At 69.4% G+C, this 22,330-nt stretch carries 20 protein-coding genes; 6 read left to right on the top strand and 14 right to left on the bottom strand.

From position 1 onward, the window contains the following. Nucleotides 1-16 precede the first annotated feature (16 nt). From sauS to LMH63_RS05580, 6 genes are all read right to left on the bottom strand, one after another. Nucleotides 17-1,444: an acylating sulfoacetaldehyde dehydrogenase gene (gene sauS / locus LMH63_RS05605; protein WP_109676634.1), complete on the bottom strand. Its 1,428-nt coding sequence runs from the start codon at nucleotides 1,442-1,444 to the stop codon at nucleotides 17-19. Nucleotides 1,445-1,549: 105 nt separating this feature from the next. After that, nucleotides 1,550-2,425: a succinate--CoA ligase subunit alpha gene (locus LMH63_RS05600; protein ID WP_109676636.1), complete on the bottom strand. Its 876-nt coding sequence runs from the start codon at nucleotides 2,423-2,425 to the stop codon at nucleotides 1,550-1,552. Continuing rightward, nucleotides 2,422-3,546 (bottom strand): succinate--CoA ligase subunit beta, encoded by a 1,125-nt coding sequence (locus LMH63_RS05595; RefSeq protein WP_109676638.1) that lies wholly within the window; start codon nucleotides 3,544-3,546, stop codon nucleotides 2,422-2,424. The genes LMH63_RS05600 and LMH63_RS05595 overlap by 4 nt, the downstream gene beginning before the upstream one ends. 44 nt (nucleotides 3,547-3,590) lie before the next feature. After that, nucleotides 3,591-5,108 (bottom strand): tripartite tricarboxylate transporter permease, encoded by a 1,518-nt coding sequence (locus LMH63_RS05590; RefSeq protein WP_109676640.1) that lies wholly within the window; start codon nucleotides 5,106-5,108, stop codon nucleotides 3,591-3,593. A gap of 20 nt (nucleotides 5,109-5,128) precedes the next feature. Next, complete coding sequence (locus LMH63_RS05585; protein ID WP_109676642.1) at nucleotides 5,129-5,641, bottom strand: tripartite tricarboxylate transporter TctB family protein; 513 nt, start codon at nucleotides 5,639-5,641, stop codon at nucleotides 5,129-5,131. 73 nt (nucleotides 5,642-5,714) lie between these two features. Next, the gene (locus tag LMH63_RS05580) at nucleotides 5,715-6,725 is read right to left on the bottom strand and encodes a Bug family tripartite tricarboxylate transporter substrate binding protein (RefSeq protein WP_158280300.1); all 1,011 of its coding nucleotides are present in this window, start codon (nucleotides 6,723-6,725) and stop codon (nucleotides 5,715-5,717) included. 264 nt (nucleotides 6,726-6,989) lie between these two features. On the opposite strand from LMH63_RS05580, the gene glmS reads away from it, so the two are divergent. Genes glmS through LMH63_RS05565 form a run of 3 tightly spaced genes read left to right on the top strand, consistent with a single transcriptional unit; the run spans nucleotide 6,990 to nucleotide 10,309 of the window. After that, complete coding sequence (gene glmS, locus LMH63_RS05575; protein ID WP_109676646.1) at nucleotides 6,990-7,424, top strand: methylaspartate mutase subunit S; 435 nt, start codon at nucleotides 6,990-6,992, stop codon at nucleotides 7,422-7,424. A 3-nt stretch (nucleotides 7,425-7,427) separates the two neighbouring features. Continuing rightward, on the top strand, nucleotides 7,428-8,831 hold the full coding sequence (gene glmL, locus LMH63_RS05570) for a methylaspartate mutase accessory protein GlmL (RefSeq protein WP_109676648.1): 1,404 nt from the start codon (nucleotides 7,428-7,430) through the stop codon (nucleotides 8,829-8,831). Then, nucleotides 8,828-10,309 (top strand): methylaspartate mutase subunit E, encoded by a 1,482-nt coding sequence (locus tag LMH63_RS05565; RefSeq protein ID WP_109676650.1) that lies wholly within the window; start codon nucleotides 8,828-8,830, stop codon nucleotides 10,307-10,309. The genes glmL and LMH63_RS05565 overlap by 4 nt, the downstream gene beginning before the upstream one ends. 98 nt (nucleotides 10,310-10,407) lie before the next feature. Here the strand turns inward: LMH63_RS05565 and LMH63_RS05560 are convergent, their stop codons facing one another. Further along, nucleotides 10,408-11,472: a mandelate racemase/muconate lactonizing enzyme family protein gene (locus LMH63_RS05560; RefSeq protein WP_109676652.1), complete on the bottom strand. Its 1,065-nt coding sequence runs from the start codon at nucleotides 11,470-11,472 to the stop codon at nucleotides 10,408-10,410. 59 nt (nucleotides 11,473-11,531) lie between these two features. Between LMH63_RS05560 and LMH63_RS05555 the strand changes: the two genes are divergently transcribed. The 3 genes from LMH63_RS05555 to LMH63_RS05545 all read left to right on the top strand — a co-directional run bounded on the left by LMH63_RS05555 (nucleotide 11,532) and on the right by LMH63_RS05545 (nucleotide 14,701). Continuing rightward, the gene (locus tag LMH63_RS05555; protein ID WP_109676654.1) at nucleotides 11,532-12,275 is read left to right on the top strand and encodes a sulfite exporter TauE/SafE family protein; all 744 of its coding nucleotides are present in this window, start codon (nucleotides 11,532-11,534) and stop codon (nucleotides 12,273-12,275) included. A 126-nt stretch (nucleotides 12,276-12,401) separates the two neighbouring features. Then, nucleotides 12,402-13,685, top strand: a complete 1,284-nt coding sequence (locus tag LMH63_RS05550) for an amidase (RefSeq protein WP_109676656.1) — start codon at nucleotides 12,402-12,404, stop codon at nucleotides 13,683-13,685. 20 nt (nucleotides 13,686-13,705) lie between these two features. Then, a complete protein-coding gene (locus LMH63_RS05545) occupies nucleotides 13,706-14,701 on the top strand; it encodes a quinone oxidoreductase family protein (RefSeq protein ID WP_109676658.1) in 996 nt (331 codons plus the stop codon). A 208-nt stretch (nucleotides 14,702-14,909) separates the two neighbouring features. Here the strand turns inward: LMH63_RS05545 and LMH63_RS05540 are convergent, their stop codons facing one another. The 7 genes from LMH63_RS05540 to LMH63_RS05510 form a co-directional block, all read right to left on the bottom strand. Further along, nucleotides 14,910-16,229 (bottom strand): TRAP transporter large permease, encoded by a 1,320-nt coding sequence (locus tag LMH63_RS05540; RefSeq protein ID WP_109676660.1) that lies wholly within the window; start codon nucleotides 16,227-16,229, stop codon nucleotides 14,910-14,912. Then, entirely contained in the window at nucleotides 16,226-16,783 is a 558-nt protein-coding gene (locus LMH63_RS05535) for a TRAP transporter small permease subunit (protein ID WP_158280301.1), read from the bottom strand. Before LMH63_RS05535 ends, LMH63_RS05540 begins: the two co-directional genes overlap by 4 nt. A gap of 192 nt (nucleotides 16,784-16,975) precedes the next feature. After that, complete coding sequence (locus LMH63_RS05530) at nucleotides 16,976-17,989, bottom strand: TRAP transporter substrate-binding protein (protein WP_158280302.1); 1,014 nt, start codon at nucleotides 17,987-17,989, stop codon at nucleotides 16,976-16,978. Between the two features lie 614 nt (nucleotides 17,990-18,603). Continuing rightward, the gene (locus LMH63_RS05525; protein ID WP_109676666.1) at nucleotides 18,604-19,392 is read right to left on the bottom strand and encodes a GntR family transcriptional regulator; all 789 of its coding nucleotides are present in this window, start codon (nucleotides 19,390-19,392) and stop codon (nucleotides 18,604-18,606) included. A gap of 182 nt (nucleotides 19,393-19,574) precedes the next feature. After that, nucleotides 19,575-20,054, bottom strand: a complete 480-nt coding sequence (locus LMH63_RS05520) for a hypothetical protein (RefSeq protein ID WP_109676668.1) — start codon at nucleotides 20,052-20,054, stop codon at nucleotides 19,575-19,577. Next, on the bottom strand, nucleotides 20,054-20,551 hold the full coding sequence (locus LMH63_RS05515; RefSeq protein WP_109676670.1) for a tellurite resistance TerB family protein: 498 nt from the start codon (nucleotides 20,549-20,551) through the stop codon (nucleotides 20,054-20,056). The genes LMH63_RS05520 and LMH63_RS05515 overlap by 1 nt, the downstream gene beginning before the upstream one ends. Nucleotides 20,552-20,696: 145 nt before the next feature. Then, on the bottom strand, nucleotides 20,697-22,217 hold the full coding sequence (locus tag LMH63_RS05510; protein ID WP_109676671.1) for a lytic transglycosylase domain-containing protein: 1,521 nt from the start codon (nucleotides 22,215-22,217) through the stop codon (nucleotides 20,697-20,699). Between the last annotated feature and the right edge of the window lie 113 nt (nucleotides 22,218-22,330).

Genomic DNA, 22,330 nt, shown 5'->3' with positions numbered 1-22,330 from the left:
CGACGACGAAGCGGCGCTATAGCCCGTAGCGCGAGCGGTAGTCGCCGAAGAGGTCGTCCATGCTTGGCTCCCGGGGCGGGATGGTGCGCGCGATCCGGGTCGTGTTCAGGTAGTGGCGGTAGTTGAGGTTCTCCGAGATGCTGTTCTGGCCCCAGGTGCCGCAGCCCATGGACAGCGAGAACGGCAGCCCGTTGTCGAAGTTGCCGCCGTTGCCGAAGGCGTGGGCCTGATTGACGATGACCCGGCACACCGGCATCTCTAGCCCGAGCCGCAGGACGTGGTCGTCGTTCGCCGTGTGGATGCCGACGGAGTGCCCCTTGCCCTGGTGTTCGAGGATCGCGCGGGTCTGCTCGAAGGCCGCATCGAAATCCCGCGCCCGGTAGACGGCGAGCACGGGCGAAAGCTTCTCCCCGGAAAAGGGGTACTCCCCGCCCACGCCGCTCTCCTCCACCATGAGGAACCTGGGCGCCTGGGCCGCGATATCGTCCAGGCCGGCGAGCTTTGCAATCGTAACCGCGGACTGAGCGATGGCGTCGCGATTGAGCTTGCCATCGACCCAGAGCGCTTCCTGGAGTCTACGCTTGCCGCCCTCGTCGAGCATGACGCCGCCGGCGCGCTCTAGGGCGGCGATCGCACCGTCGTAGACGGCGTCGAGTATGACCGCGCTGTTCTCCGAGGAGCAGCTCGTGGCGTGGTCGAAGGTCTTGGAGGCGGTGATCTTGGCGGCGGCATCGTCGAGATCCGCCGTCTCGTCGATGATCACCGGCACATTGCCGGCACCGACACCAATCGCCGGCGTGCCGCTGGAGTAGGCCGAGCGCACGTTGTTCTGTGAGCCGGTCACCACCAGCAGATCCACCTGCTTCATGAGCGCCTGGGTACGCGCCTTGCTCACCGGCGCGGCCAGCTGCTGCACGAGGTCCCGCGGGGCACCGACACGATCCAGCTCGGTGTGGATGTAGTGCAGCAGCCGCTCACAGGCGGCCTGGCCCTTGGGCGACGGCGCGATGATCACCGCATTGCGGCCCTTGAGCGCGTTGATCGCCTTGTTGGTAGGCGTTGCCACCGGGTTGGTCGACGGCGTAACCGCGCCGACCACTCCCACGGGACGGGCGATCTCCACCAGACCGAGCTCGGGATACTCGGCCACCACGCCCACCGTGCGCGCCCCCTGCAGATCCCGCAGCAGGCCCATGGTCTTGCGCCGGTTCTTGGTGACCTTGTCCTCGATATCGCCGATGCCCGTCGTCGCGACCGCGAGCTCGGAGAGCTCCCGGTTGCGCTCCGGCTCCACCACCGCCCAGCCGACGGCGGTCACGACCTCATCGACGGCGGCCTGATCGTACTCCTCGTAGACCGCCTGCGCCCGCCGCGCCCGGGCGACCTGCTCCGCCACCACGGCGTCGGCGTCATCACCGTCACGGGTTGCTGCCTTGTCACTCATCGCATCACCTGCTGCTCATTCGGCCGTGCGCTCACACGGCTAAGTCCAATATGTCATTTACATGTCTTGCCCGACAACGCCAACTGGCGCTGCCGGCCTGGTTCGTCACACCGCGCCCATCGCCTCGCCGAGGGCGTCAGCGATCATCGAGGGCGAGGGCACGACACGCACCCCGGCAGCCTCCAGCGCCTCACGCTTGGCCCCGTAGGTCCCCTTGTCACCCATGACGATGGCGCCGGCATGACCCATCTTCTTGCCCGGTGGCGAGGCCGCCCCGGCGATGAACGCGGCCATCGGCTTGCTCATGCCGTGCGCGTAATCCGCGGCCTCCTCCTCCATGGCACCGCCGATCTCGCCGACGATCACCACGGCATCGGTGTTCGGATCCTGGTCCAGCCGCACGAGGGCATCGCGGGTGGTGGTACCGAGGATCGGGTCTCCGCCGATGCCGATGAACGCGGAGATGCCGTGGCCGCCCTGCACCAGGTTCAGGGCAATCAGCGTACCGAGGCTGCCGGAACGCGAGATAACGCCCACCCGGCCCGGCCGGAAGATGCGCTCGTTGAACGCGGGCATGAACCCGACGAAGCTCTGCCCCGGCGTCACCAGGCCGGCGGTGTTGGGCCCGATCACGCAGGTGCCTGCCTCCCGCGCGGCGGCGAGGAAGTGCATCACGTCGTGGGAGGGGATGTGCTCGGTGAGCACCACCACGGTGCCCACGCCGGCCTCGACGGCATCCAGCACTGCAGCCTTGACCGCCATCGGCGGGATGAAGAGCACGCTCACGTCGATGGGCTGGCTCGCAGCGGCCTCCTTTGCCGAGCCCCAGACCGGCAGGCCGATGTGCTCGCTACCCGCCTTCTTCGGATTCACCCCGCCGACGATGCGCGTGCCGTAATCGCGCATGCGCTCGGCCCAGAACGTCCCCTGCTTGCCGGTGATGCCCTGCACGAGCACCGTCTCGTTACCGCCTACGATCATCGTGCCGCCTCCACGGCCGCCTGCACGGCCTCGTCCATCACCTGGGTGGGCGTTACCCCGAGCTTGTCCCGGACCATGGCGAGCGCCTCGTCCTCGCCGGTGCCGTTGATGCAGAAGTGCACCGGCACCTGCGGCCGGACCTCGTCCCAGGCCGCGAGCACGCCCTCGGTCATCACGTCGGTGCGGGCGAAGGCTCCGCAGAAGTTGATCACGAGGCTGCGCACATTGGGGTTGTCGAGCACCAGCCGCAGCGCATCCCGGCCCTTGGTGTAGGCCTCGCCGCCGATCTCGAGGAAGTTCGCCGGCGCGCCGCCGTAGTGGCTCACGACGTCCATGGTGGTCATGGTCAGCCCGGCGCCGTTGGCGAGAATCCCCACCGAGCCGTCGAGCTGGATGTAGGGCAGCGACAGCTCCCGCGCCCGGCGCTCGAGCTCTGTCATCGGCACCTCGGGCGCCTCGGCGGCCAGGTCCGGCTGTCGCGGCACGGCACCGTCGTCGATGGAGAGCTTGCAGTCGAGCGCCAGCATGCCGCCCTCGCCGGTGACCACCAGCGGGTTGATCTCCAGCAGGTCGGCGTCGCTCCCCGCGTAGGCGGCATACAGCCGCTCCAGGGTATCCAGCAGCGCGGGCAGCTGGTCGCCAGTGAAGGTCCCCGCCAGGGCCTGCTCGAGCGCCGTGCGGCTCACCCCGTGACGGATGTCCACCGGCACGCGGATCAGGCTCTCCGGCTTCTCTGCCGCGAGCTCCTCGATCTCCATGCCGCCCTCGGCGGAGACCAGCACCAGCGGGCCCTTGGTGGCGGGGTCGTTGAGCACCGCCGCATAGAGCTCCTGGCGGATGTCGACGCCCTGCTCCACCAGCACCCGGTGCACCGTGTAGCCGCCGATCTCCATGCCGAGGATGTCCGCCGCGGCCTGCTCCGCCTCCTCGGGGCTGCGGGCGATGCGGATGCCCCCCGCCTTGCCGCGCTTGCCGGTGGCCACCTGCGCCTTGACCGCGCAGGTGCCGAAGGCCTCGGCCGCCGAGCGCGCCGTGGCCGGCGTGTCGCAGAGCCGGCCTTCCGGCGTGGCGACGCCGGCGGCGCGCAGGACCGCCTTGCCCGTGTGTTCCTCGAAGTTCACTTTGGCACCTCCATCAGTGCGTGAGGGTCGTGACTCCCGGTGCGTCAGTCGCTCTGGGAGCCGTTGGCGAGGGCGACCCGATGCCGGCGCGAGGAGCGCACCGCCTCCACGAGCCGCAGGCCGATGGTCAGCAGCGCGACGCCCACCAGCAGGGCCGTGATCGGCCGCGTGAACAGCAGCAGCGGGTTGTAGTCGAGCATCTGCATGGACTTGGTGAAGCTCGACTCACCGATGCCGCCGAGAATCACCCCGAGGATGACGCCGGCCACGGAGTAGCCCGAGCGGCGCAGCAGGAAGCCGGCTGCACCCGCGATGAACATCACCCAGACGTCCAGCGAGAGGTGGCGCAGGGCGTAGGCACCCACCGTGGCCACCAGTAGTATCCCTGGCCCCAGCAGCGGAAACGGGATCCGCAGCACGTGCACCACCACCTTGGTCTGGAAATAGCCCAGCGCCAGGATCAGCAGGTTGGCGAAGAACATCGCCGCGAACACGGTCCACACCAGGTCGCTCGAGGTGATGAACACCAGGGGCCCCGGCTCCATGCCGTGGAGCTGGAAGACCGCCAGCATCATGGCTGTCAGTGCACCGCCGGGCAGGCCGAGGGCGAGCAGCGGAATCATGGCCGCGCCGGTGGCGGCGTTGTTCGCGGTCTCCGACGCCACCACGCCCTTGAGCTCCCCCTTGCCGAAGCGGCTGTTCTTGCCGCCCCAGCGCACCGCCTCGTTGTAGCTGAGGAACGCCGCCAGCACGGCACCGATGCCCGGAAGGATGCCGGCGAAGAAGCCGATGATCACCGAGCGGATCACGGTGACCTTCATGCGCCAGAACTCGAGCAGGCTCGGCAGCTCCATGCTCACCTTCGGGCGCTCGCCGCCCAGATTGATGCGCTCCTCGGCCTGGTTGAAGATCTCCGAGACGGCGAACAGCCCAAGCACGAGCGGGATGAAGCTGATCCCCGCGAGCAGGAACTGGAAGCCGAACGCGAAGCGCGGCACGCCGTCGGCCGGATCCGTGCCGATGGAGGCGATGAGCATGCCAAGCGTCACCGAGAGCAGGCCGTGCCAGAGATCCCTGGCCCCCACCGAGGCGGACATCGCCAGTCCGAGGCACACCAGGCCAAAGATCTCGGGCGGGCCGAATGCCGAGATCGCCCAGCCGGCGATTGCCGGCGTCGCGGCCATCATCAGCAGCACCGAGCACAGACCCCCGGCCGAGGAACAGAGCACGGCAGCCCCGATCGCCTTCGCCGCGAGGCCCTGCTGGGTCATGGGGTAGCCGTCCAGGGCCGTCGGTGCGTTCTCCGGCGACCCCGGGATATTGAACAGGATGGCGGTGATCGCCCCGCCGAACACGCCGGAGGTGTAGATCACCGAATAGAGCATGATCGCGTTGGTGGGATCCATGCTTACCGTGAACGGCAGGATCACCGCCCCCAGGGTGAGCATGTTGATGCCCGGGATCGCACCGAACAGCAGCCCGCCGAGCAGGCCGCCGAAGAATATGGTGAGCGCCACGGGGTCCGAAAACAGCGCCGCGCTGCCACCCAGAAAGTTCTCCATCGCCAGTGCGCTCCTCTCGGTCAGCGGATCAGGGTGACGAACCAGCTCGAGGCCTCGTAGAAGCCCGGCCAGTTACCCGTGGGCAGCCCTGCATAGAAGATGTGCGTGAACACCAGGTTCACGAGGGCGAACAGCAGCAGCGTGACGCCGGCGATGAGCTTCCAGCGCCGCTCGCCGAGATAGCGCATGTACACCGGCAGGAAGATCAGGGTCGCGATGTAGAAGCCGATGCGCGGCAGCAGCCAGATATAGACCAGGGGGATCGCGAACAACCCGATCAGATTGACGATCTCCTGCCCGGAGCGGGCACCGCCCTGGCGCTCGGACGCCGCCGCGCCCACCGGCCGGTGGGTGAGGTAGTTGGCCACCGCCACCACGGCCATGATGATCAGCGCGGCGCGGGGCCAGGCGGCGGGTCCCCACTCGAAGGTGACGCCGGTGGTATCCGAGAAGCGGAAGGTCAGGCCGTAGAAGACGCCGGCGATCAGCAGCCAGACGATCAGCTCCAGCCTCACCCGGATGGACGAGCTCATAGCGACTCACTCTAGTGGCCGGGGTACCGGGAGACGGGCCGGGGGCCGAAGCCCCCGGCCGGCTGCGGCGGACTCAGTCGCCCCGCGTCTCGATGCCGATCTGCTCGTACACGTTGGTGTACGTCTCGATGGCGTTGTTGATGAGCTCGGTGGCCCCCTCGGTATCGCGGTAGCTGTTCACCAGGTGCATGTACTTGGTGCGGTTGAACTCCTGGAAGGAATCCGTCTCCCAGGCGGCGCCGATCAGCGCCTCGAGATAGCGCTTGCGCTCCTCGGGCACGTCCGGATGGGTCCAGAAGCCGCGGAAGCGGTTGAGCGCGGTGAAGTCGCCACCCACCTGGCGATGCGTCGGCACCTCCGAGAAGGCATCCGGCCGCGACTCGAAGAAGGTCACGATGGGCTTGAGCTGACCGGCCTCGAGGAACTGCCGCACATCGCCCGGCTGCTCGAAGAGCACGTCGATGTGCCCGCCGATGACCGAGGCATAGCGCTCGCTCGGCTCATCGAATGCGATCTGCTTGGTCTCGAAGTCCAGATCCTGCTCGAGCAGATGCATGTTGATCCGCTCCATCGAGCCCTGGTTGCCGACATTGGCCACCGTCAGCACACCCGGGTTCTCCTGGGCGTACTCAACGAATTCCTCGAAGTTGGTGAATCGGTCCTCATCGGGCCGGATGTAGAGCTGGTTGAAGGTGATCTGCGCGATGGCGAGCGGCTCGATGTCCTCGGTGGGATGCTGCTCCATGCGCCCGGAGACGTAGTTGGTGGCCACGGCGTCGATGCTCTCGAGCATCGTGTAGCCATCCTTCGGGGCCGCCATGAAGTCGGGAATGGCCGCCAGGCCACCGCCACCGGGGGCGTTGGTCACCTGTACCGAGGTACCCGACACTTCCTCGATGGCATTCGCCATGGCCCGGCTCAGCTGGTCCGAGCCACCGCCGGTGCCGTAGGGGACGAGGATCTCCAGCGGCCGCTCGGGAAAGCCCTCCGGGGGCTCGGGCGCCTCCTGGGCGCCGCTGGCGAGGGGACACAGGGCGATCGCCGCCCCTGCCACGAAACCGGTGAATCGCATTGCGCGCGACATGTTGCTCTCCTCCAGGACTGCTTGTGAATCAGTCGTGTATCGTATTTTCGTGCCGTCCCTGGAGTGGGCTGCCGGCGGCAGCGGAGACGCATCCGCAGTCCGCCGGGGGGCGCTCGGGCCTCCTGTCAGCGTAGTGCGGAAAGATCGTAAATTCCGTATATCGATCATTTGCGTCTCTGTCACGTATATCATATACATGTGTATACGCAAGGTCGGATCGATCAGGGACAGCCGCCGATCTTCATTCCGGGGAGGAGGGACCATATGGGCGGGCAGACCCTGGTGACCGGCGTCATCGGCTCGGACACCCACATCGTCGGCAACCGCATCCTGAACATCGGCCTGGAAAAGGCCGGCTATCAGATCGTGGCGCTCGGCGCGCTGACTCCGGCGGAGGAGTTTGTCGACGCCGCCATCGAGACCGCCGCGGACGCCATCCTCGTCTCCTCGCTCTACGGTCAGGGCGAGCTCGACTGCCGCGGCTTCCGCGACCTCTGCGTGGAGGCCGGCATCGGCGACATCCTGCTCTACATCGGCGGCAATCTGGTGGTGGGCAAGCAGTCCTGGGAATCGGTGGAGCAGCGCTTCCTCGACATGGGCTTCGACCGCGCCTTCCCGCCGGGCACGCGGCCGGAGGACGTGGTGGCCGCCCTCGAGGCGGATTTCGCGCGACGCGGCGCCGGCGGCCGCGGGGACTGAGCGATGCAGGCCGGGCACGCCCTGCTGATCGACTTCGGCAGCACCTACACCAAGCTGCGTGCCGTGGACCTCGAGGCGCGGCGGCTCGCCGGCAGCGCGCAGGGCCCATCCACCATCGCCACGGACATCACCGAGGGCCTGCAGCAGGCCCTGAACGCCCTCGAGGCGCGGCTCGGCGCGCTTCCCGCATTCCGCCACCGGCTCGCCAGCAGCAGTGCCGCCGGGGGGCTGCGCATGGTCACCATCGGCCTCGTGCGCGACCTCACCGCCGAGGCCGCCCGCCGTGCCGCCCTCGGTGCCGGCGCCCGGGTCATCGGCACCTTCACCCATCACCTCACGCGCGCCGACATCGCCACCATCACCGACTGGCAGCCCGACGTGGTGCTGCTCGCCGGGGGCACCGACGGCGGCAACCGCGAGGTCATCCTGCACAATGCCGCCGCCCTGGGCAGCGCCGGACTGCGCTGCCCCGTGGTGCTCGCCGGCAACCGCAGCGCGGCGGACGAGGCCCGGGAGCGGCTCGGCGCGCTGGAGGTGCGGACGGCCGAGAACGTCATGCCGCGGCACAACGAGCTCAACATCGAGCCCGCCCGCGCCGCCATCCGGCAGGTGTTCATCGATCGCATCGTCGAGGCGAAGGGCATCGAGCGTGCCCGCGAGCGCCTCGACGCCGTGCTCATGCCCACGCCCGCGGCGGTGCTCGAGGCGGCACGGCTGCTCGCCGACGGTGCCGGCACCGACCGCCCGGGTCTCGGCGACGTGCTGGTGGTGGACCCGGGAGGCGCCACCACCGATGTGCACTCGGTCTGCGCCGGGCTGCCGGCGGAGGGGGTGATCCCCCGGGGGCTCCCGGAGCCGCGGGTCAAGCGCACGGTGGAGGGCGACCTCGGCATGCGCCACAACGCCGCGACCCTCGTGGAGACGGTGGGCATCGCCGCCATTGCCCGGGAGGCGGGCGTGCCCGAGGACACCGCCGAGGCCATCTGCGCGGGCTTCGCGGGGGCGGTGGAGCGGCTGCCGCAGACCGACGCGGAGCACGCGGTGGATGCCGCCCTCGCCCGCCTGGCGGTGGGCCGCGCCGTGGCACGCCACGCCGGCACCCTGGAGACCGTCTACACCGCCGCGGGGGCGGCCACGGTCCAGCACGGCAAGAACCTCAGCGGCGTCAGCACCGTCATCGGCACCGGCGGCGCCCTCGCCCATGCGCGCGATGCCGGGAGCATCCTGGCGGCCACCGCCGCCGACCCGCACGATCCCACCTCGCTGCGCCCCCGGGCGCCGCGCTTCCTGCTCGACCGCGAGTACCTGCTTTACGCCTGCGGGCTGCTGGCGAGCGTCGCCCCGGAGACGGCCTACGACCTCGCGCTCGCCAGCCTCGAGCCCCTGGCCGGAGGAGAGCCGCCATGACCCGATCCGATACCGCGCTCACCCAGGAGCGCATCCCCGATGACGCCTTCGCCGCCATGCGCCGGGACAATCTCGCGCGCTGGCCCACCGGAGCGGCGGTCGACCTCGCGGAGGCGGTGGCCTTCCACCAGGCGCTGCCCGAGCACAAGCGACTCGCCCCGGTGATGCGCCGGGCGGTGGCCGAGGGGCGCTGCCTCACCCAGCCGCGTGGCGGCGTCGGCACCCTCGAGGGGCAGAAGGCGCTGATGCGCACCCTGGACCGCGACGGCATGGCGGATATCGTGCCGCTCACCACCGACAGCTACACGCGCAACGAGCGCTTCGCGGAGGCCGAGGCCGGGGTCGCCGAATCCGAGCGCCAGGGGCGCTCGATGCTGAACGGCTTCCCCATCGTCAACTATGGCGTGGCCGCAGCCCGGGAGCTGGTCGCCGAGGTGGAGAAGCCCACCATCCTGCTCACCGGCACCTCGATGCCGAAGCTCACCGGCGAGATCGGCTTCGCCGGCGGCTTCAGCGGCTACCTGGGCTCCGGCATCGCCTACACCGTCTCCTACATCAAGGAGCTCTCCATCGAGGACGGCATCCGCAACTATCAGTACCTGGACCGGCTCGCGGCGCTGTACCAGGAGCACGGCGTCGAGCTGCATCGGCGTCAGCCGGGGTTTCTCACCGGCACCAACATCCCGCCCTGCATCGCCATCATGACCTGCGTCCTCGACGCGCTGCTCGCCGCCGCCCAGGGGGTGCGCAACTACGGCCTCGAGCTCGGGCAGTGCCTGCACGTGGTGCAGGACGCCGCGGCCATCGCCGCCTGCCGGGAGCTGGTGCAGGAGTACCTGGGGCGGCTCGGCTACACGGATGTCTTCACCCCGGTGACTTCGCTGCACTGGATGGGCGCCTGGCCCTACGACGACGCCCAGTCGGCGGCGCTGGTGAGCTGGGGCGGGGCGCTGGCGGCCCTCGGCGGGGCCGCCTCGGTGACCACCAAGTCGGTGCACGAGGCCTACGGCATCCCGACCGCGGAGGCGAATGCGGAGGGCCTGCGGATGACGCGCATGGCGATCTACCTCGCCCGCTCGCTGCGCCTCGACGGGCTGCCGGAGTACGAGCGGGAGAAGGCGCAGATCCATGCCGAGGTGCGGCCGATCATCGACCGGGTGCTGGAGCTCGGGGACGGCGACGTCGCCCGCGGCACGGTGCGTGCCTTCGAGGCCGGGGTGCTGGACATCCCCTGGTCGCCCAACCGCCATGTCCGAGGCCGCCTGCTCCCCGCCCGGGACGATGCGGGCTATCTGCGCATCCTGGACCCGGGCGACATGCCCTTTCCGGCCGAGGTGCGCGAGTACCACGCGGAGCGCCTGCGCGACCGGGCCGCCCACGAGGGTGTCGATTTCGACAGCCCCGAGCTCGCCATCGCGAGCGTCTACGAGATCTCCGAGGAGCTCCGGCGGCTGCTGCCCGACGCGCGGTCAGCCTAGTGTTCCCCTGCGCGCCGGCCTGCGCGCGCCGGCTACGGCTGCCCTGCGCGCCCAGGGAGTGGGGAAAAGGACGGGCGCCGCCGGCCGTCGGCCCCGGCTCAGACGGTGTGGCTCGCCACCGTCGCTGCCGCGAGGGCGTCGGGGTCCGGCACCGGCGGGCCGGCGGGCAGGCGCAGGGCGCCGCCCTCGACCTGGAGCGGCTCCCGCAGCAGGGAGAAGCGGGGCTTGAGAAAGCCGTTCATCTCCCCGGCGTTGTCGATCCAGCGCACGCCGACACAGGCCTCCAGCCAGCAGCCGATCTCGCCGGCCACGCCATTGCCGAGCACCGGCGTCATGCCGAGCTCACGGATGCGCTGCAGCGCCCCCTCCAGGGCGTCGAGGCCGCCCGCCTTCATCAGCTTGAACTTGATCAGCCCCGCGCAGCCGAGCTCGGCGGCGCGCTCGATATCGGCGTGGCCGTAGATGGACTCGTCCAGCATGAGCGGTACCGGAGCCACCCGCGCCACGGCCACCGCCGCCTCCCAGTCCCCCGCCGCGCAGGTCTGCTCCACGAGCTCGATACCGTCCGGATCGAGCTCGCCGACGAAGCGGCAGGCCTGCTCGCGGTCGTAGCCCTGGTTCGCATCCAGTCGCAGGCGCGCCCGCCCCGCCACCGCGGCACGGATCCGCGCCACCCGGGCCAGATCGGTGCCGACGTCGAAGCCCACCTTGACCTTGAGGGTGTCGTAGCCCTCGGCAAGATGCCCCTCCACCTCGGCGGCCAACGCCTCGCCGGCGTCCGCGTGGAGCAGGGCCAGCAGCGGCATGCGCCCGCCGGCGGCGGCATCCAGTGCCGGATGACCGGCGAGCATCTCCACGGCGGTGGCGAGGGCGGTGGCCGAGAACGGCGCCGTGCGGCGCAGCGGAGCGAGCATGGCCCGTGCAGGCTCCGCCCCGAGCCCCACCAGGCGCTCCGCCCCGTCGGTTATGCGCTGCCAGGCACCCGCCAATGTCTCCTCGGTGTAACCGGGCAGCACGGTGGCCTCGCCATAGCCCACCCTGCCGGTATCGTCGCGCATCTCCACCAGCAGGGTATCGAAACGCTCCACCACGCCGATGGCGAGGCGGTAGGGCTGGCTGAGCGGCAGCGCCACATGGCGCACGGTCACCTGCTCGATGCGCATGGATCTCTCCTCCCGGTCGCGCCCCTCCGCGGCCGGCGGGCGGCGGAGCGGACGCGTGCATGGATGTCGTAATCACCGCTGCAGCCATCGCCGCCGCCTTCTTCCTCGGCGGCGTCGCCAAGGGCGGGATCGGCTTCGGCGTGCCACTGGTCAGCCTGCCACTGCTCGCCGTCGTGATCGACGTGCGCACCGCGCTCGCGCTGCTCACCTTCCCCATCGTCTTCAGCAACGGCTGGCAGGCCTGGCAGGGCGGCGCGGCGCGCGCCGGCCGGCCCCGGCTGCGCGGCCTGCTGGTCACGATGACGCTCGGCTGCGCCCTGGGCGCCACGGCCATTGTGCGGCTCGACGAGCGGTTCTTCTTCCTCGCCCTGGGCCTGATCGTGCTCGGGTTCGTGGTCACCAGCACCTTAATGCCGGCCCTCAGGGTACCCCCGCGGTACCGGGGTCCGGTGGGCGCCCTCGCGGGCTTCGTGGCCGGGGTGATGGGGGGGCTGTCCACCGCCTTCGGCCCGCCGGTGGTCATGTACCTCTTCGCCCTGCACCTGCGCCACGAGGTCTTCGTCGCCACCATCGGTGCGATCTACAGCTACGCGAGCCTCCTCCTGGTGGCGAGCTACGTGGCCGTGGGCATCCTCACCTGGCCTCTTGCCGGCCTGTCGCTGGCCTGCATACCGCCGCTCGCCGCCGGCATGGCCTGCGGGGCGTGGCTGACCCGGCTCGCCTCCCAGGCGACCCTGCGCCGGGTGGTGCTGATCTTCCTCCTCCTGATTGGACTCAACATGCTGCGCCGGGGGCTGACTTGAGCGGACGTCGTGCCGGCCAGCCCATTGGGTCGATATCTCATATAGGTTACATATATGAGCTCGTCAACTGCCGGTGTCGCCCAGGAGGGCACCGGTCGCGGGCCACCACCAAGGGGGACACTCCGCATGAACACTCACAACCGCCTCACGGCGACGATGGCCGCGGCGCGAATTGCACGCGGCGAGCTGACATCCGAGGCACTGGTCGAGGCCTGCCTCGAGCGGATCGAGGCACGCGAGCCGGACGTCGCCGCCTGGGCCTGCCTCGACCCCGAGCACGCCCTGCGCCAGGCCCGGGAGCGTGACCGCGAGGCGCCGCGGGGCCCTCTGCACGGCATTCCGGTGGCCTTCAAGGACATCATCGACACCGCTGACCTGCCCACCGCCTGCGGCTCGCCTCTGTACCGCGGGCGCCAGCCGGTCACCGATGCCGCCTGTGTCGCCCGCGCCCGGGCGGCCGGGGCCGTGGTGCTCGGCAAGACCGTGACCACCGAGTTCGCCGGCCGCTACGCGGGGCGCACGGCGAACCCGCACGACCGCCGTCACAGCCCGGGGGGATCCTCCAGCGGCTCCGCGGCGGCCGTGGCCGACGGCATGGTGCCGCTCGCCATAGGCAGCCAGACCCTTGGCTCGGTCATCCGGCCGGCCGCCTACTGTGGCGTGCGGGCCTACAAGCCGACCTTCGGCCTGCTGAGCTTTGTCGGCGTTAAGCACTTCGCCGAGTCCTTCGACACGCTCGGCCTGATGGCCCGCTCGGTAGAGGATCTGCAGGCATTCCGCGCCGCACTCACCGGGGGCCGCTGCGGGCCGGCCGAAGGCGCCGGTGCCCCACCACGGATCGCGCTCTGCCGGACGCCATACTGGGACGAGGTGAGCCCGCGCGGCCGAGAGTGTCTAGAGTCCGCTGCGGCCCGTCTGGCGGATGCCGGCGCCGCAGTCACCGAGCTCACGCTCCCCGCCGGCTTCGCGGAGATCGTGCCCGCGCTCTGGCAGGCGGTGCGCTACGAGGCCGCCGACGCCCTGCTAGCCGAGCGTGTCGCGGGGGAGCGTGCCATCTCCCGCACCATGCGCGAGCTTCTCGACGAGGGCGCGGGCATCGCGCAGGCGGACCACCTGCGCAGTCTCGCCACCCTCGAGGCCGCCCGCCGCGAGATCGGCGGCCTGCTCGAGGGTGTGGATATAGTGCTCGCGCCGAGCGCCCCCGGCGAGGCGCCCGAGGGCCTGCAAGACACCGGCAGCCCCACCTACAACGCCCTCTGGCACGCCCTCGAGCTGCCGGCAGTGAATCTGCCCGCCGGGACCGGCGAGCGCGACCTGCCGCTGGGCGTCCAGCTGGTCGCCCGCCGCTACGACGACGACGCCTTGCTGCGGCACGCGCGCTGGTGCGAGGCCCGACTGTCACCCGTCTGATCAAGCGAGAGGAAAGCGCCATGAAAGCAGTCGTTGCCACCGATTTCGGAGGGCCGGAGGTCCTCAGTCACACCGAGGTGCCCGATCCCGAGCCGGGCCCGGGGGAGGTCCGCGTCCGGGTTGTCCGTGCCGGCGTGAACTTCATCGACGTCTACAACCGCATGGGCAGCTACCGGAAGTCGCGCACCTACGGCAGCCAGCCGCCGTTCGTGCTCGGCCGCGAGGGCGCCGGCACGGTGGACGCCGTCGGCGAGGGGGTCACCGGCCTCGCCCCTGGCGACCGCGTCGCCTGGTGCCTCGCGCCAGGCGGCTACGCCGAGCTCGCGGTGGTGCCGGCCTGGCAGCTGGTGCGCATCCCCGAGGGCGTCGACTGGGCGAGCGCCACCACCCTCATGCTGCAGGGCGGTACCGCGCACTACCTGGCAAGCTCCCTGTTCCCACTGCGCCAGGGCCATGTCGCCCTGGTCCACGCCGGCGCCGGCGGCGTCGGCCGCCTGCTGATCCAGATCGCACGCCGGCGCGGCGCCCGCGTGCTGACGACCGTGGGCACCCGTGAGAAGGCGGCCATGGCCGAGGCGCTTGGTGCCGAGCGCGCCATCCTCTACCGCGAGACGGACTTCGCCGAGGCCGTGCGGGAGGCCACCGGCGGCGAAGGGGTGGACGTCATCTACGACGGTGTCGGCCAGGCGACCTACGAGGGCGACCTGCAGTGCCTGCGCCGGCGGGGTGCGCTGGTGGTCTTCGGCGCGGCCTCGGGCGCGGTGGAGTCGGTGAATCCGCTGGAGCTCGCCGAGGCGGGGTCGATCTGGTTCACCCGCCCGCACATGGCGCATTACATGGCAAGCCGGGAGGAGATCCAGGGCCGCGCCGACGACCTCTTCGCCTGGCTGGCGGCCGGTGAGCTCACGCTGCGGATCGACCGTGAGTTTCCCCTGGCCGAGGCGGCTGAGGCGCACCGCTACCTGGAAGCGGGGAAAACCACCGGGAAACTGCTGCTGCGGGTCCGCGACGAGTGACCTGCCTGCCACAGCGCCCCTGCCCGCCCCCGAGGGGCGGGCAGGAGATGGGCAGCGCGGAACCCTTCCCGCGGGCCTCTGGCCGCACAGCGCGCGTGCAGACAAGGCGCGCCGCGCAGCGCAGTACCGCGAGTACAGTCAAGCAGCGCAACGCCGGACTGCCCCCCCAGATCCGCGTCCGCAGCCGTGAATCGGTGCGAAATGCGGGCTAGCGGCCCAGCAGGACGCCGGGCAGCCAGAGCGCGATCTCGGGAAAGGTCAGCACCAGCAGCAGGCCAATGAGCTGCAGCCCCATGAACTGCAGCATCCCGAGATAGATGTCCTTCAGCTCCCAGTCCGGCATCACTCCCTTGAGGAAATAGGCGGCCAGGGCCACCGGCGGCGTCAGCCAGGCCGTCTGCAGGCAGACTGCCACCAGCGCGCCGAACCACACCATGTTGACATCGAGCTCCGACATCACCGGCATGATCACCGGCAGAAAGATCAACACGATCGGCGCCCAGTCCAGCGCCCACCCCATCAGGAACACCAGCAGCAGGAGCAGCAGCAGGAGCACGAACAGCGGCAGTCCCAGGCCGATCAGCCACTCGGTCACCATTCGTGGCGTCCCCAGGATGGAGAACACGGCGCCGAAGAAATTCGCCGCGGCGATCAGCAGGAGCACCATGCTCGAGGTCTGCAGGGTTCCGAGAAGCGTCTCCCGGAACTTCTCCCAATTCAGCCGACGATAGGCCGCAGCCAGGCACAGCGAGGCAAACGCACCCATGCCGGCCGCCTCGGTCGGCGTTGCAATACCGGACAGAATGCTCCCCAGCACGGCCGCGATGATCACCGCGAGGGGCACCACGCCCAGCAGCAGCTCCTTGACGATGTAGCCGGCGGACGGCGCGCGGTCCTCCGGCGGAAGCGCCGGGCCCAGCGACGGCTGGAAATGGGAGCGGATCATGCAGTAGGCGAGAAAGATGGCGGCGAGCATCAGCCCTGGCACCACGGCCGCTGCGAACAACGCCAGGATGGAGACCTCGAGGATCGGCCCCATCACGATCAGCATGATGCTTGGCGGGATGAGGATGCCGAGGGTGCCGCCGGCGGTAATGGCGCCGGCGGACATGCGCACGTCGTACCCGCTTCTCTGCATGGTTTTGCCGGCCATCAGGCCGATCACCGTGACCGAGGCGCCGACGATGCCGGTAGCCATCGAGAACAGCGTCGCTGTCCCCATCACCGCCATGTACAGCGAGCCTCGCACCGGCGCGAAGAGCATCTGAAACGCCAGGAACAGCCGCTGCATGAGCCCGGCACGCTCGAGCACCAGCCCCATGAAGACGAACAGCGGCACGGCGGCCAGCAGTGTCATCTCCATGGTGCGCTCTACCTGAACCATCATCAGGTTGAAGGCGTTGAACCCGATACCGATATAGCCGGTGACCAGGGCCACGAAAATCAGCGTGAAGGCGATCGGAAACCCGACCAGAATCATCACGAAAAGGGCGCCGAGCAGCAACAGCCCCAGTATCTCCGGGCTCATGGCCATCTCCCCGTAAAGAGTGCGTGCAGGCTCTTCAGCACTTCGGAAACCCCCTGAATAAGCAGGAACAGGCCTGCCAGCGGGATCACCGCCCGGTACGGATACAGGGGCGGATTCCAGGGGCTGATGGAGCGCTCACCCATTCGCAGGGCGTCGAAGAATGTCTCCCAGCCAAACCACATGAAGATCCCGATCCCGGGGAAGAAAAAGAACAGATAGGCAATGGAATCGATCAGGCCCTGCCAGCGCACCGGGAAGCTCTTGTAGAGAAAATCGGTGCGTATGTGGCCATCGCGGCGCAGTGTGTAGGCTGCCCCCAGCATGAACAGCGTGCCGGTGAGCATGTAGGTGAGATCATAGGTCCAGGGGGTGGGAAAACGCAGCGCATACCGGGAAATCACCTCGATCACCATGATCGCGATCAGCGGCACTACCAGCCAGGACACCACCCAGCCCGAGATTTCCGCGAATCGGTCGATGCGTCGAATGATGGCCAGCAGTGGCCCGCCTCCCCGCCTGCCCAATGGTGTGGATGCCGTTGCGTGATCATTCATCGTGCGCGACTCACCTAGCTGCCGGGACAACTGCCCACCGCCAGGCCGCGCACCGGATCGCTCCGGCGGACCCGCCATGCGGTGAGATCCGTCACGGGACTGCCCTCGAGGATCGAGGACGCGCCATGGGGCCAGAACCGGCGCCGCCTGCCCGGCCCCGAGAGCGAGGCCGGGCAGGCGGCGGGCGGATGGTTACTTGATCACCGCGTTCTCGGAGAGTCCGTCGTACATGCGCAGCACCTCACCCCACCAGGGCTGCGTGGTACGGGCGAACTCCGACTGCGACTCCACCACCTCGCGGAAGAACTCGTTCTCCTCGCTGCGGCGCTCTAGCACGCGACCGGCCGCCTCCATCAGGGCGTTGTGGACGCTCTGCGGTGTCGGCTCAATGGTGATCCCATGCTCGTCGCGCAGGGTGTTGAGGGCCTGCGCATTGCGCAGAATGTCGTTGTTATAGGTCTCCACAATGGTGGCCATAGCGGCGGTACGCACCATTGCCTGCAGCTGCGGGGACAGCCCACGCCAGAAGTCGCCATTGATCACGATCTCACCGATGTCCATGAACTGGTGCACCGTCGTGAGGTAGTACCGATCAAAGGCGTCCTGTAGCCCGAAGGACATATCCTCGAGGGGATTCAGCCATTCAGCACCGTCGATGACTCCCCGCTCGGCGGCGGGCACGATTTCCTCGCCGGTCAGGAAGGTCACGTTGGCGCCGGCCTCCTCGTAGATCTCGCCGGCCAGCCCCGGCGGCGAGCGATAGCTCAGCTCCTTGAACTGCTCCCAGCTCTCTACCGGCGTGTTGAACCAGCCAAGCGGCTGCCAGCCGGAAGGCGTGACGAAGATTGGCACGACGTCGACGCCGATCTCCTCTGACAGCAGCTCCTGATACATCTCCAGTCCGCCACCCTCGTACATCCAGGAAAGATGGGTGAGCGAATCCATGCCGGACATGGCCCAGACCGGCGTGTTGCTGAACAGAGAGGCTGCCGGGTGCTTGCCCGCCCAGTACTGCGGCCAGGCGAAGCCGGCTTCGAGGGTGCCGTTGTCGACTGCGTCTAGGATGCGTGGCGACGGCACGATGGCACCGGCGCTGTAGAGCTCAACCTCTAGCTGCCCGCCGGACATGGCATGCAGCCGCTCGGCGAAGCGCTCCAGCATTTCGTAGGACATGGCGCCCGACGCCACCGCGGACTGGATCCGCATGGTGTGGGTTTCCTGCGCCGCTGCTCCCATGGGCAGGGAAACGAACAGGGCCGCCGACAATGCGGTCGCGACCCCCCACCGGGCCCGCTGACGATCAACGTGTTGCTCAAGCATCACTTTCTGCTCCTCGCTTTCGCACATAGCCGCCTTTCGGCGGGGATTCGCGGGGCACCCAATGGCCCCGCCAGGACCGAGTCAGCCTTTCCTCCGCAGCGCCCCAGCTGCTCGCGCCCTGCGCGGTTATCCCCGCAGAACGCCGACACCGTGACCCTCCCTGCTCTGGGCGAGGCGCGTTCTTCTGGTCTTCCGGTTAGCTACCGGTTATAGATGTAAGCCTGATTCTCCCGCGCGATCGATCAGTCAGATGGTCAAACCCGCAGATCACCTACATCATGTAGTTGACTGCTTTTAAGCTAGTCGACGGCACCGGCGTGTCAAGATCTGCGGGCAGAGTGAGTGACCGGCGACGGCCGGCATCGGGGACACTGGCCCGCACATCTCACCGATTCGCGCAGCGAGGGCGTGGATCCGTGAGATATGCGGGCCGGCTTCGGGTTAACCGGCGAAAGACACCGCCGCGCCACGGGTGCCAAGAGGGGGCTGGTGGTGCGGGCTCAGCGGATCTCTGTCTTGTAGCTGAAGCGGTCCGCGCGGCCCTTGGTGGTGCGCACCTCGACGATGCGGTCGCCGCGGGTGAAGGTGGTGCGCTTGAGCACCACGACGGGGGTCTTCTCGGGAATATTCAGTGCCCGGGCCGTGTGGGCGTCGGCAGCGTCCGCGGTCAACGTCTCTTCGGCCCGCAGCACGGGGACGCCGAACTGGTCCAGCACCAGCGCGTAGAGGTAGTCGGGGATGTGCAGGGCCTCGTCCTCCAGCCCCGGCACCAGCTCGGCGGGCCACCATGAGTACTCCACCAGGATCGGCGCATCGCCGATGAGCCCGAGCCGCTCTATGTAGATGAGCTCGGTGCCGTCCGGTACCTGCAGACGTCGGGTGACATTCGCCGGGCCGGCGCAACGGCGACGCGCCGTGGTCTCCTTGTGGATGCGTACGGCGCGGCCGCGGGCGTCTCCGTAGGTGAAGAAGCGGAACAGACTCTTGCCGAAATCCACCTTGGAGATGTAGGTGCCCTTGCCCTGGTGCCGGTAGAGAAGCCCCTCCCAGACCAGATTGTCGATGGCCTTCTTCACCGTCCCCTGGCTGACGCCAAGGGTGCGGGCCAGCTGCGGCTCGGAAGGGATCAGGTCGCCGGGGATGAGCTCGCCGCTGTTGATGAGGTCGCGGATGTGGTCCTCGACGACACGGTACAGGGGGCGCTTGCCGTCATGCTGGACGGCCCGTCTGCGGAACAGCTCCAGGCGTTCGTCCTCGGTTTCCATGCGCATGCGGCCTTGCCCTTCCATACTGGCGCTCTCCCCTCATCGCCCCTGCCGGCGCTCGGCGGGCATGCCTCCCGGCCCACGATTGCGAGAGCGCTTAACCCTGGCCGGCCAGACGGGCATTCAGGGCGAAAGCATATCAGTCCGCCGGCTTCGCGGCACTCGCACGCGCTGCGGGAGGCGGTTGGGGAAGGCGGCGGGAGGGCTCAGCACTCGACCTCGTGCGCGGACACCGGTACGAAGCGCGCGCCATCGCACTCCGGTTGCAGCACGACGATATCGCCCTTGCGGAAGACGCCGGGGCCGAGCCCCTGGCTCTGGTGCGCGAGTGCCTCCGCGGTCGGGCTGTCCTCGGCGCCCGATGGCAGGCGGAGCAGGAAACCGACAATCTGGTCGTCGCCCTGGGCTTCGGCCCAGCGCACCTCGGTGTACACGCGCTGCAGCTCGCGCTCGAGGTCGGGGTCGTCGGTCGCGTGCCGCTCGCCCGCGGCGAGCGCACGCAACAGCCGCTCGCCCAGGGCCTCGCCCGCTTCCGGCGGCCCGTCGGGGACCTGGGGGCCGCCGGCTGCAACGAAGGCACGCGCGAACAGCAGCGGATCGAATTCGCCGGAGCGCCGCACTGCCTCACGGCCAGCAGCGACGGCATCGCGGATCCGCGCCACCTGCCGCGCCCGGAAGACGGCCATTACTCGTAGTCGTCGTAGTCGCTCAGGTGGCCGCTGGTGCTGTACGCACGCTGGACCTTGAGCTTGGCGGAGATGAAGTCCTTGTGCTCCACGTGCAGCAGCTCCGCGATCTTGCGGACCAGCTGCTCCTCGTAGCGGTCCATCTCCGCGTCCGCCAGGCATACGCGCCAGAGCAGCTCCACCACGCGGCACTTCTGCTCGTAGTCGAACTGCTCGTTGATCATGCGGGTGAACTCGAAGTGATCCGTCGCCTCGTGGGCCTCGCGGTCGGCCAGCTCGATGACCTCGGCGGTCTCTTCCGGGGAAAGATCGAAGACCTCCATGATGCCGTCATGGATGGCCTGAAACTCCATGCTGTGGCGCTGATTGTCCTCCTGCGCCATCTCGATGAGCAGCGCCGCCGTAGCGAGCTGGAGACGATGCTGGAGGGTATCTTCGGCGGGCGTCTGCGCGGGGCTGATGCGTTGCTCGTAGAAGCGCTTGATGGCCTCGATCATGTCGGCTCCGGGGTCTCCCTGGCTCGGCTTTCAGTCGGCCTGGCGGCGTCCTGGCAGTCAGTCAGCGCCTGCCCCGAGCGCCGTAAGGCCTACCCCGTACTATCTGCGGTGCGCGCGCCGGGATCAAGCCCGGCGCGCGCCATCCTCACCCCTCGCCAGGGAGGGCGTCCGCGGCGGCGACCTCGTGCGGCTGACTGAGCAGCAGGGTCTGCCCGACACGGATGAGATCCGGGTTGCCGAGACCGTTGATCCTCGCCACTTCTGCACCGTCCATGCCGTGCCGCCGGGCGATACCGGCAAGCGTGTCCCCGCGCTGGACCCGATAGACGCGCCCGCCGATGGGCGTGGGCTCGGGACCGGCGCCGGGCAGACGCAGGCGCTGTCCGGCGCGGATCAGATGGCCGTTGCCGAGACCGTTGGCAGCCGCGAGCTCGCGGGTGCTGACGCCGTAGCGGGCAGCGATGCCGGACAGCGTCTCACCGCTTGCGATACGGTGCTCGCGGTCGGGCCGCTGGACGGCGTAGCGTTCCACCGCAGGGATGCCCTGGATCGCCTGTACCAGCGCCTCACCGGCACCGGCGGGCAGGCGCAGCCGGTAGCCTGCCGGCACGAACTTGCTCCCTTCCCAGACGGTCGCCCGCAAGGCGGGGTTGAGACGCTGCAGATCCCCGAGCGGTACATCCAGATGCCGCGCGAGGGTACTGGCCGGCAGGTAGTGGCGGAGCGTCACCTCGGGATGCTCGAGCGCGGGCTCGCGCGTCACCGGCCCGAAGTAGCGCTCCGGCTCGGCATCGACGTCCGCGGCAGCCAGCAGCGCCGCGTAAAAGTTGCGCGAGGCGAAACCGAATCGCGGCCCCTCGTATTCGTGGACGATGCGGCCGAGATCGGTGCTCCCGGTGCGCTCCACTGCCCGCCGCATGCCGTTGACGCCGTGGTTGTAGGCGGTGATCGCGAGCGGCCAGTGGCCGAGCTCGGCGTAGTTGTCGGCGAGCAGAGCGGCGGCGGCCTCCGTGCTCCGCCAGGGGTCCAGGCGCTCGTCCGCGGCGGTATCGATGCGCAGGTAATGCAGCCCGGTGCCGCGGGTGAACTGCCATAGCCCGGATGCCCCGGCATGCGAGGCCGCAACCGGGTTGAAGGAGGATTCCACATGCGGCAGGGCCACGAGCTCGGGGGGAACCCCGCGCGCGGCCAGCTGCGCGCGGATGTAGTCGCGCCAGCGCCCGGAGCGCACGATGCCCTCCCGGAAGCGATCCGCGAGCCCGCCCTGAAAACGCAGGCGCTCCGCGGCGGCGAGGATTTCCTCGGCCGGCGTATCCGGCGCAAATGCCCCCGCCAGCCGCCGGGCCAGCGGATTCGCCGTCCCCTCGCCCTCCGCGGCAAGGGCCTCCAGGGCGGCACGGTAGCGATCAAGCGCCGCGCGCACCCGGGCTCGTCGCTCCACCCACTCGCCGGGTGGCGCAACGGCAACCTCGCCGAATACCCGCGAGAGGACCTCGGCATCGTGAATAAGGCCCCGGTCGTCCGGCACCTCGGTGTAGATCCGCTTCCAGAAGCCCACCGCGGGCTCCAGCGGCTCCGGCCGCGGCAGCCGCTCGCCGCCCGCCACGGCCAGTCCGGCCATCGCCATCAACGCGGCAGCCAGTAGCCAGCGCCCTGTGTTAAGCATCTCGCCCCCTCAACCCGGCAGACCAACCCCACCCGCCGATAGTAGCGGGCGCCCGACCCGCAGCGGAAGCCCCGGGCGCCGGGCGGAGGTACATCGCCTATGACCGGTGAGCG

This window comes from Spiribacter halobius, from assembly GCF_020883455.1.
GTDB classification, from domain to species: Bacteria; Pseudomonadota; Gammaproteobacteria; order Nitrococcales; family Nitrococcaceae; genus Sediminicurvatus; species Sediminicurvatus halobius.
The sequence above is the reverse complement of the archived record's forward strand: the minus strand, read 5'-3'. Positions and strand labels throughout refer to the sequence as shown.

Excerpts from the sequence above, each read along its gene's own strand:
- glmL (WP_109676648.1), top strand. The coding sequence starts at position 7,428 with ATGCAGGCCGGGCACGCCCTGCTGATCGACTTCGGCAGCACCTACACC.
- LMH63_RS05530 (WP_158280302.1), bottom strand. The coding sequence starts at position 17,989 with ATGCGGATCCAGTCCGCGGTGGCGTCGGGCGCCATGTCCTACGAAATG.
- LMH63_RS05560 (WP_109676652.1), bottom strand. The coding sequence starts at position 11,472 with ATGCGCATCGAGCAGGTGACCGTGCGCCATGTGGCGCTGCCGCTCAGC.
- LMH63_RS05555 (WP_109676654.1), top strand. The coding sequence starts at position 11,532 with ATGGATGTCGTAATCACCGCTGCAGCCATCGCCGCCGCCTTCTTCCTC.
- LMH63_RS05520 (WP_109676668.1), bottom strand. The coding sequence starts at position 20,054 with ATGGCCGTCTTCCGGGCGCGGCAGGTGGCGCGGATCCGCGATGCCGTC.
- LMH63_RS05540 (WP_109676660.1), bottom strand. The coding sequence starts at position 16,229 with ATGAGCCCGGAGATACTGGGGCTGTTGCTGCTCGGCGCCCTTTTCGTG.
- sauS (WP_109676634.1), bottom strand. The coding sequence starts at position 1,444 with ATGAGTGACAAGGCAGCAACCCGTGACGGTGATGACGCCGACGCCGTG.
- LMH63_RS05515 (WP_109676670.1), bottom strand. The coding sequence starts at position 20,551 with ATGATCGAGGCCATCAAGCGCTTCTACGAGCAACGCATCAGCCCCGCG.
- LMH63_RS05535 (WP_158280301.1), bottom strand. The coding sequence starts at position 16,783 with ATGAATGATCACGCAACGGCATCCACACCATTGGGCAGGCGGGGAGGC.
- LMH63_RS05585 (WP_109676642.1), bottom strand. The coding sequence starts at position 5,641 with ATGAGCTCGTCCATCCGGGTGAGGCTGGAGCTGATCGTCTGGCTGCTG.
- LMH63_RS05510 (WP_109676671.1), bottom strand. The coding sequence starts at position 22,217 with ATGCTTAACACAGGGCGCTGGCTACTGGCTGCCGCGTTGATGGCGATG.
- glmS (WP_109676646.1), top strand. The coding sequence starts at position 6,990 with ATGGGCGGGCAGACCCTGGTGACCGGCGTCATCGGCTCGGACACCCAC.
- LMH63_RS05600 (WP_109676636.1), bottom strand. The coding sequence starts at position 2,425 with ATGATCGTAGGCGGTAACGAGACGGTGCTCGTGCAGGGCATCACCGGC.
- LMH63_RS05580 (WP_158280300.1), bottom strand. The coding sequence starts at position 6,725 with ATGTCGCGCGCAATGCGATTCACCGGTTTCGTGGCAGGGGCGGCGATC.
- LMH63_RS05590 (WP_109676640.1), bottom strand. The coding sequence starts at position 5,108 with ATGGAGAACTTTCTGGGTGGCAGCGCGGCGCTGTTTTCGGACCCCGTG.
- LMH63_RS05545 (WP_109676658.1), top strand. The coding sequence starts at position 13,706 with ATGAAAGCAGTCGTTGCCACCGATTTCGGAGGGCCGGAGGTCCTCAGT.
- LMH63_RS05565 (WP_109676650.1), top strand. The coding sequence starts at position 8,828 with ATGACCCGATCCGATACCGCGCTCACCCAGGAGCGCATCCCCGATGAC.
- LMH63_RS05550 (WP_109676656.1), top strand. The coding sequence starts at position 12,402 with ATGAACACTCACAACCGCCTCACGGCGACGATGGCCGCGGCGCGAATT.
- LMH63_RS05525 (WP_109676666.1), bottom strand. The coding sequence starts at position 19,392 with ATGGAAGGGCAAGGCCGCATGCGCATGGAAACCGAGGACGAACGCCTG.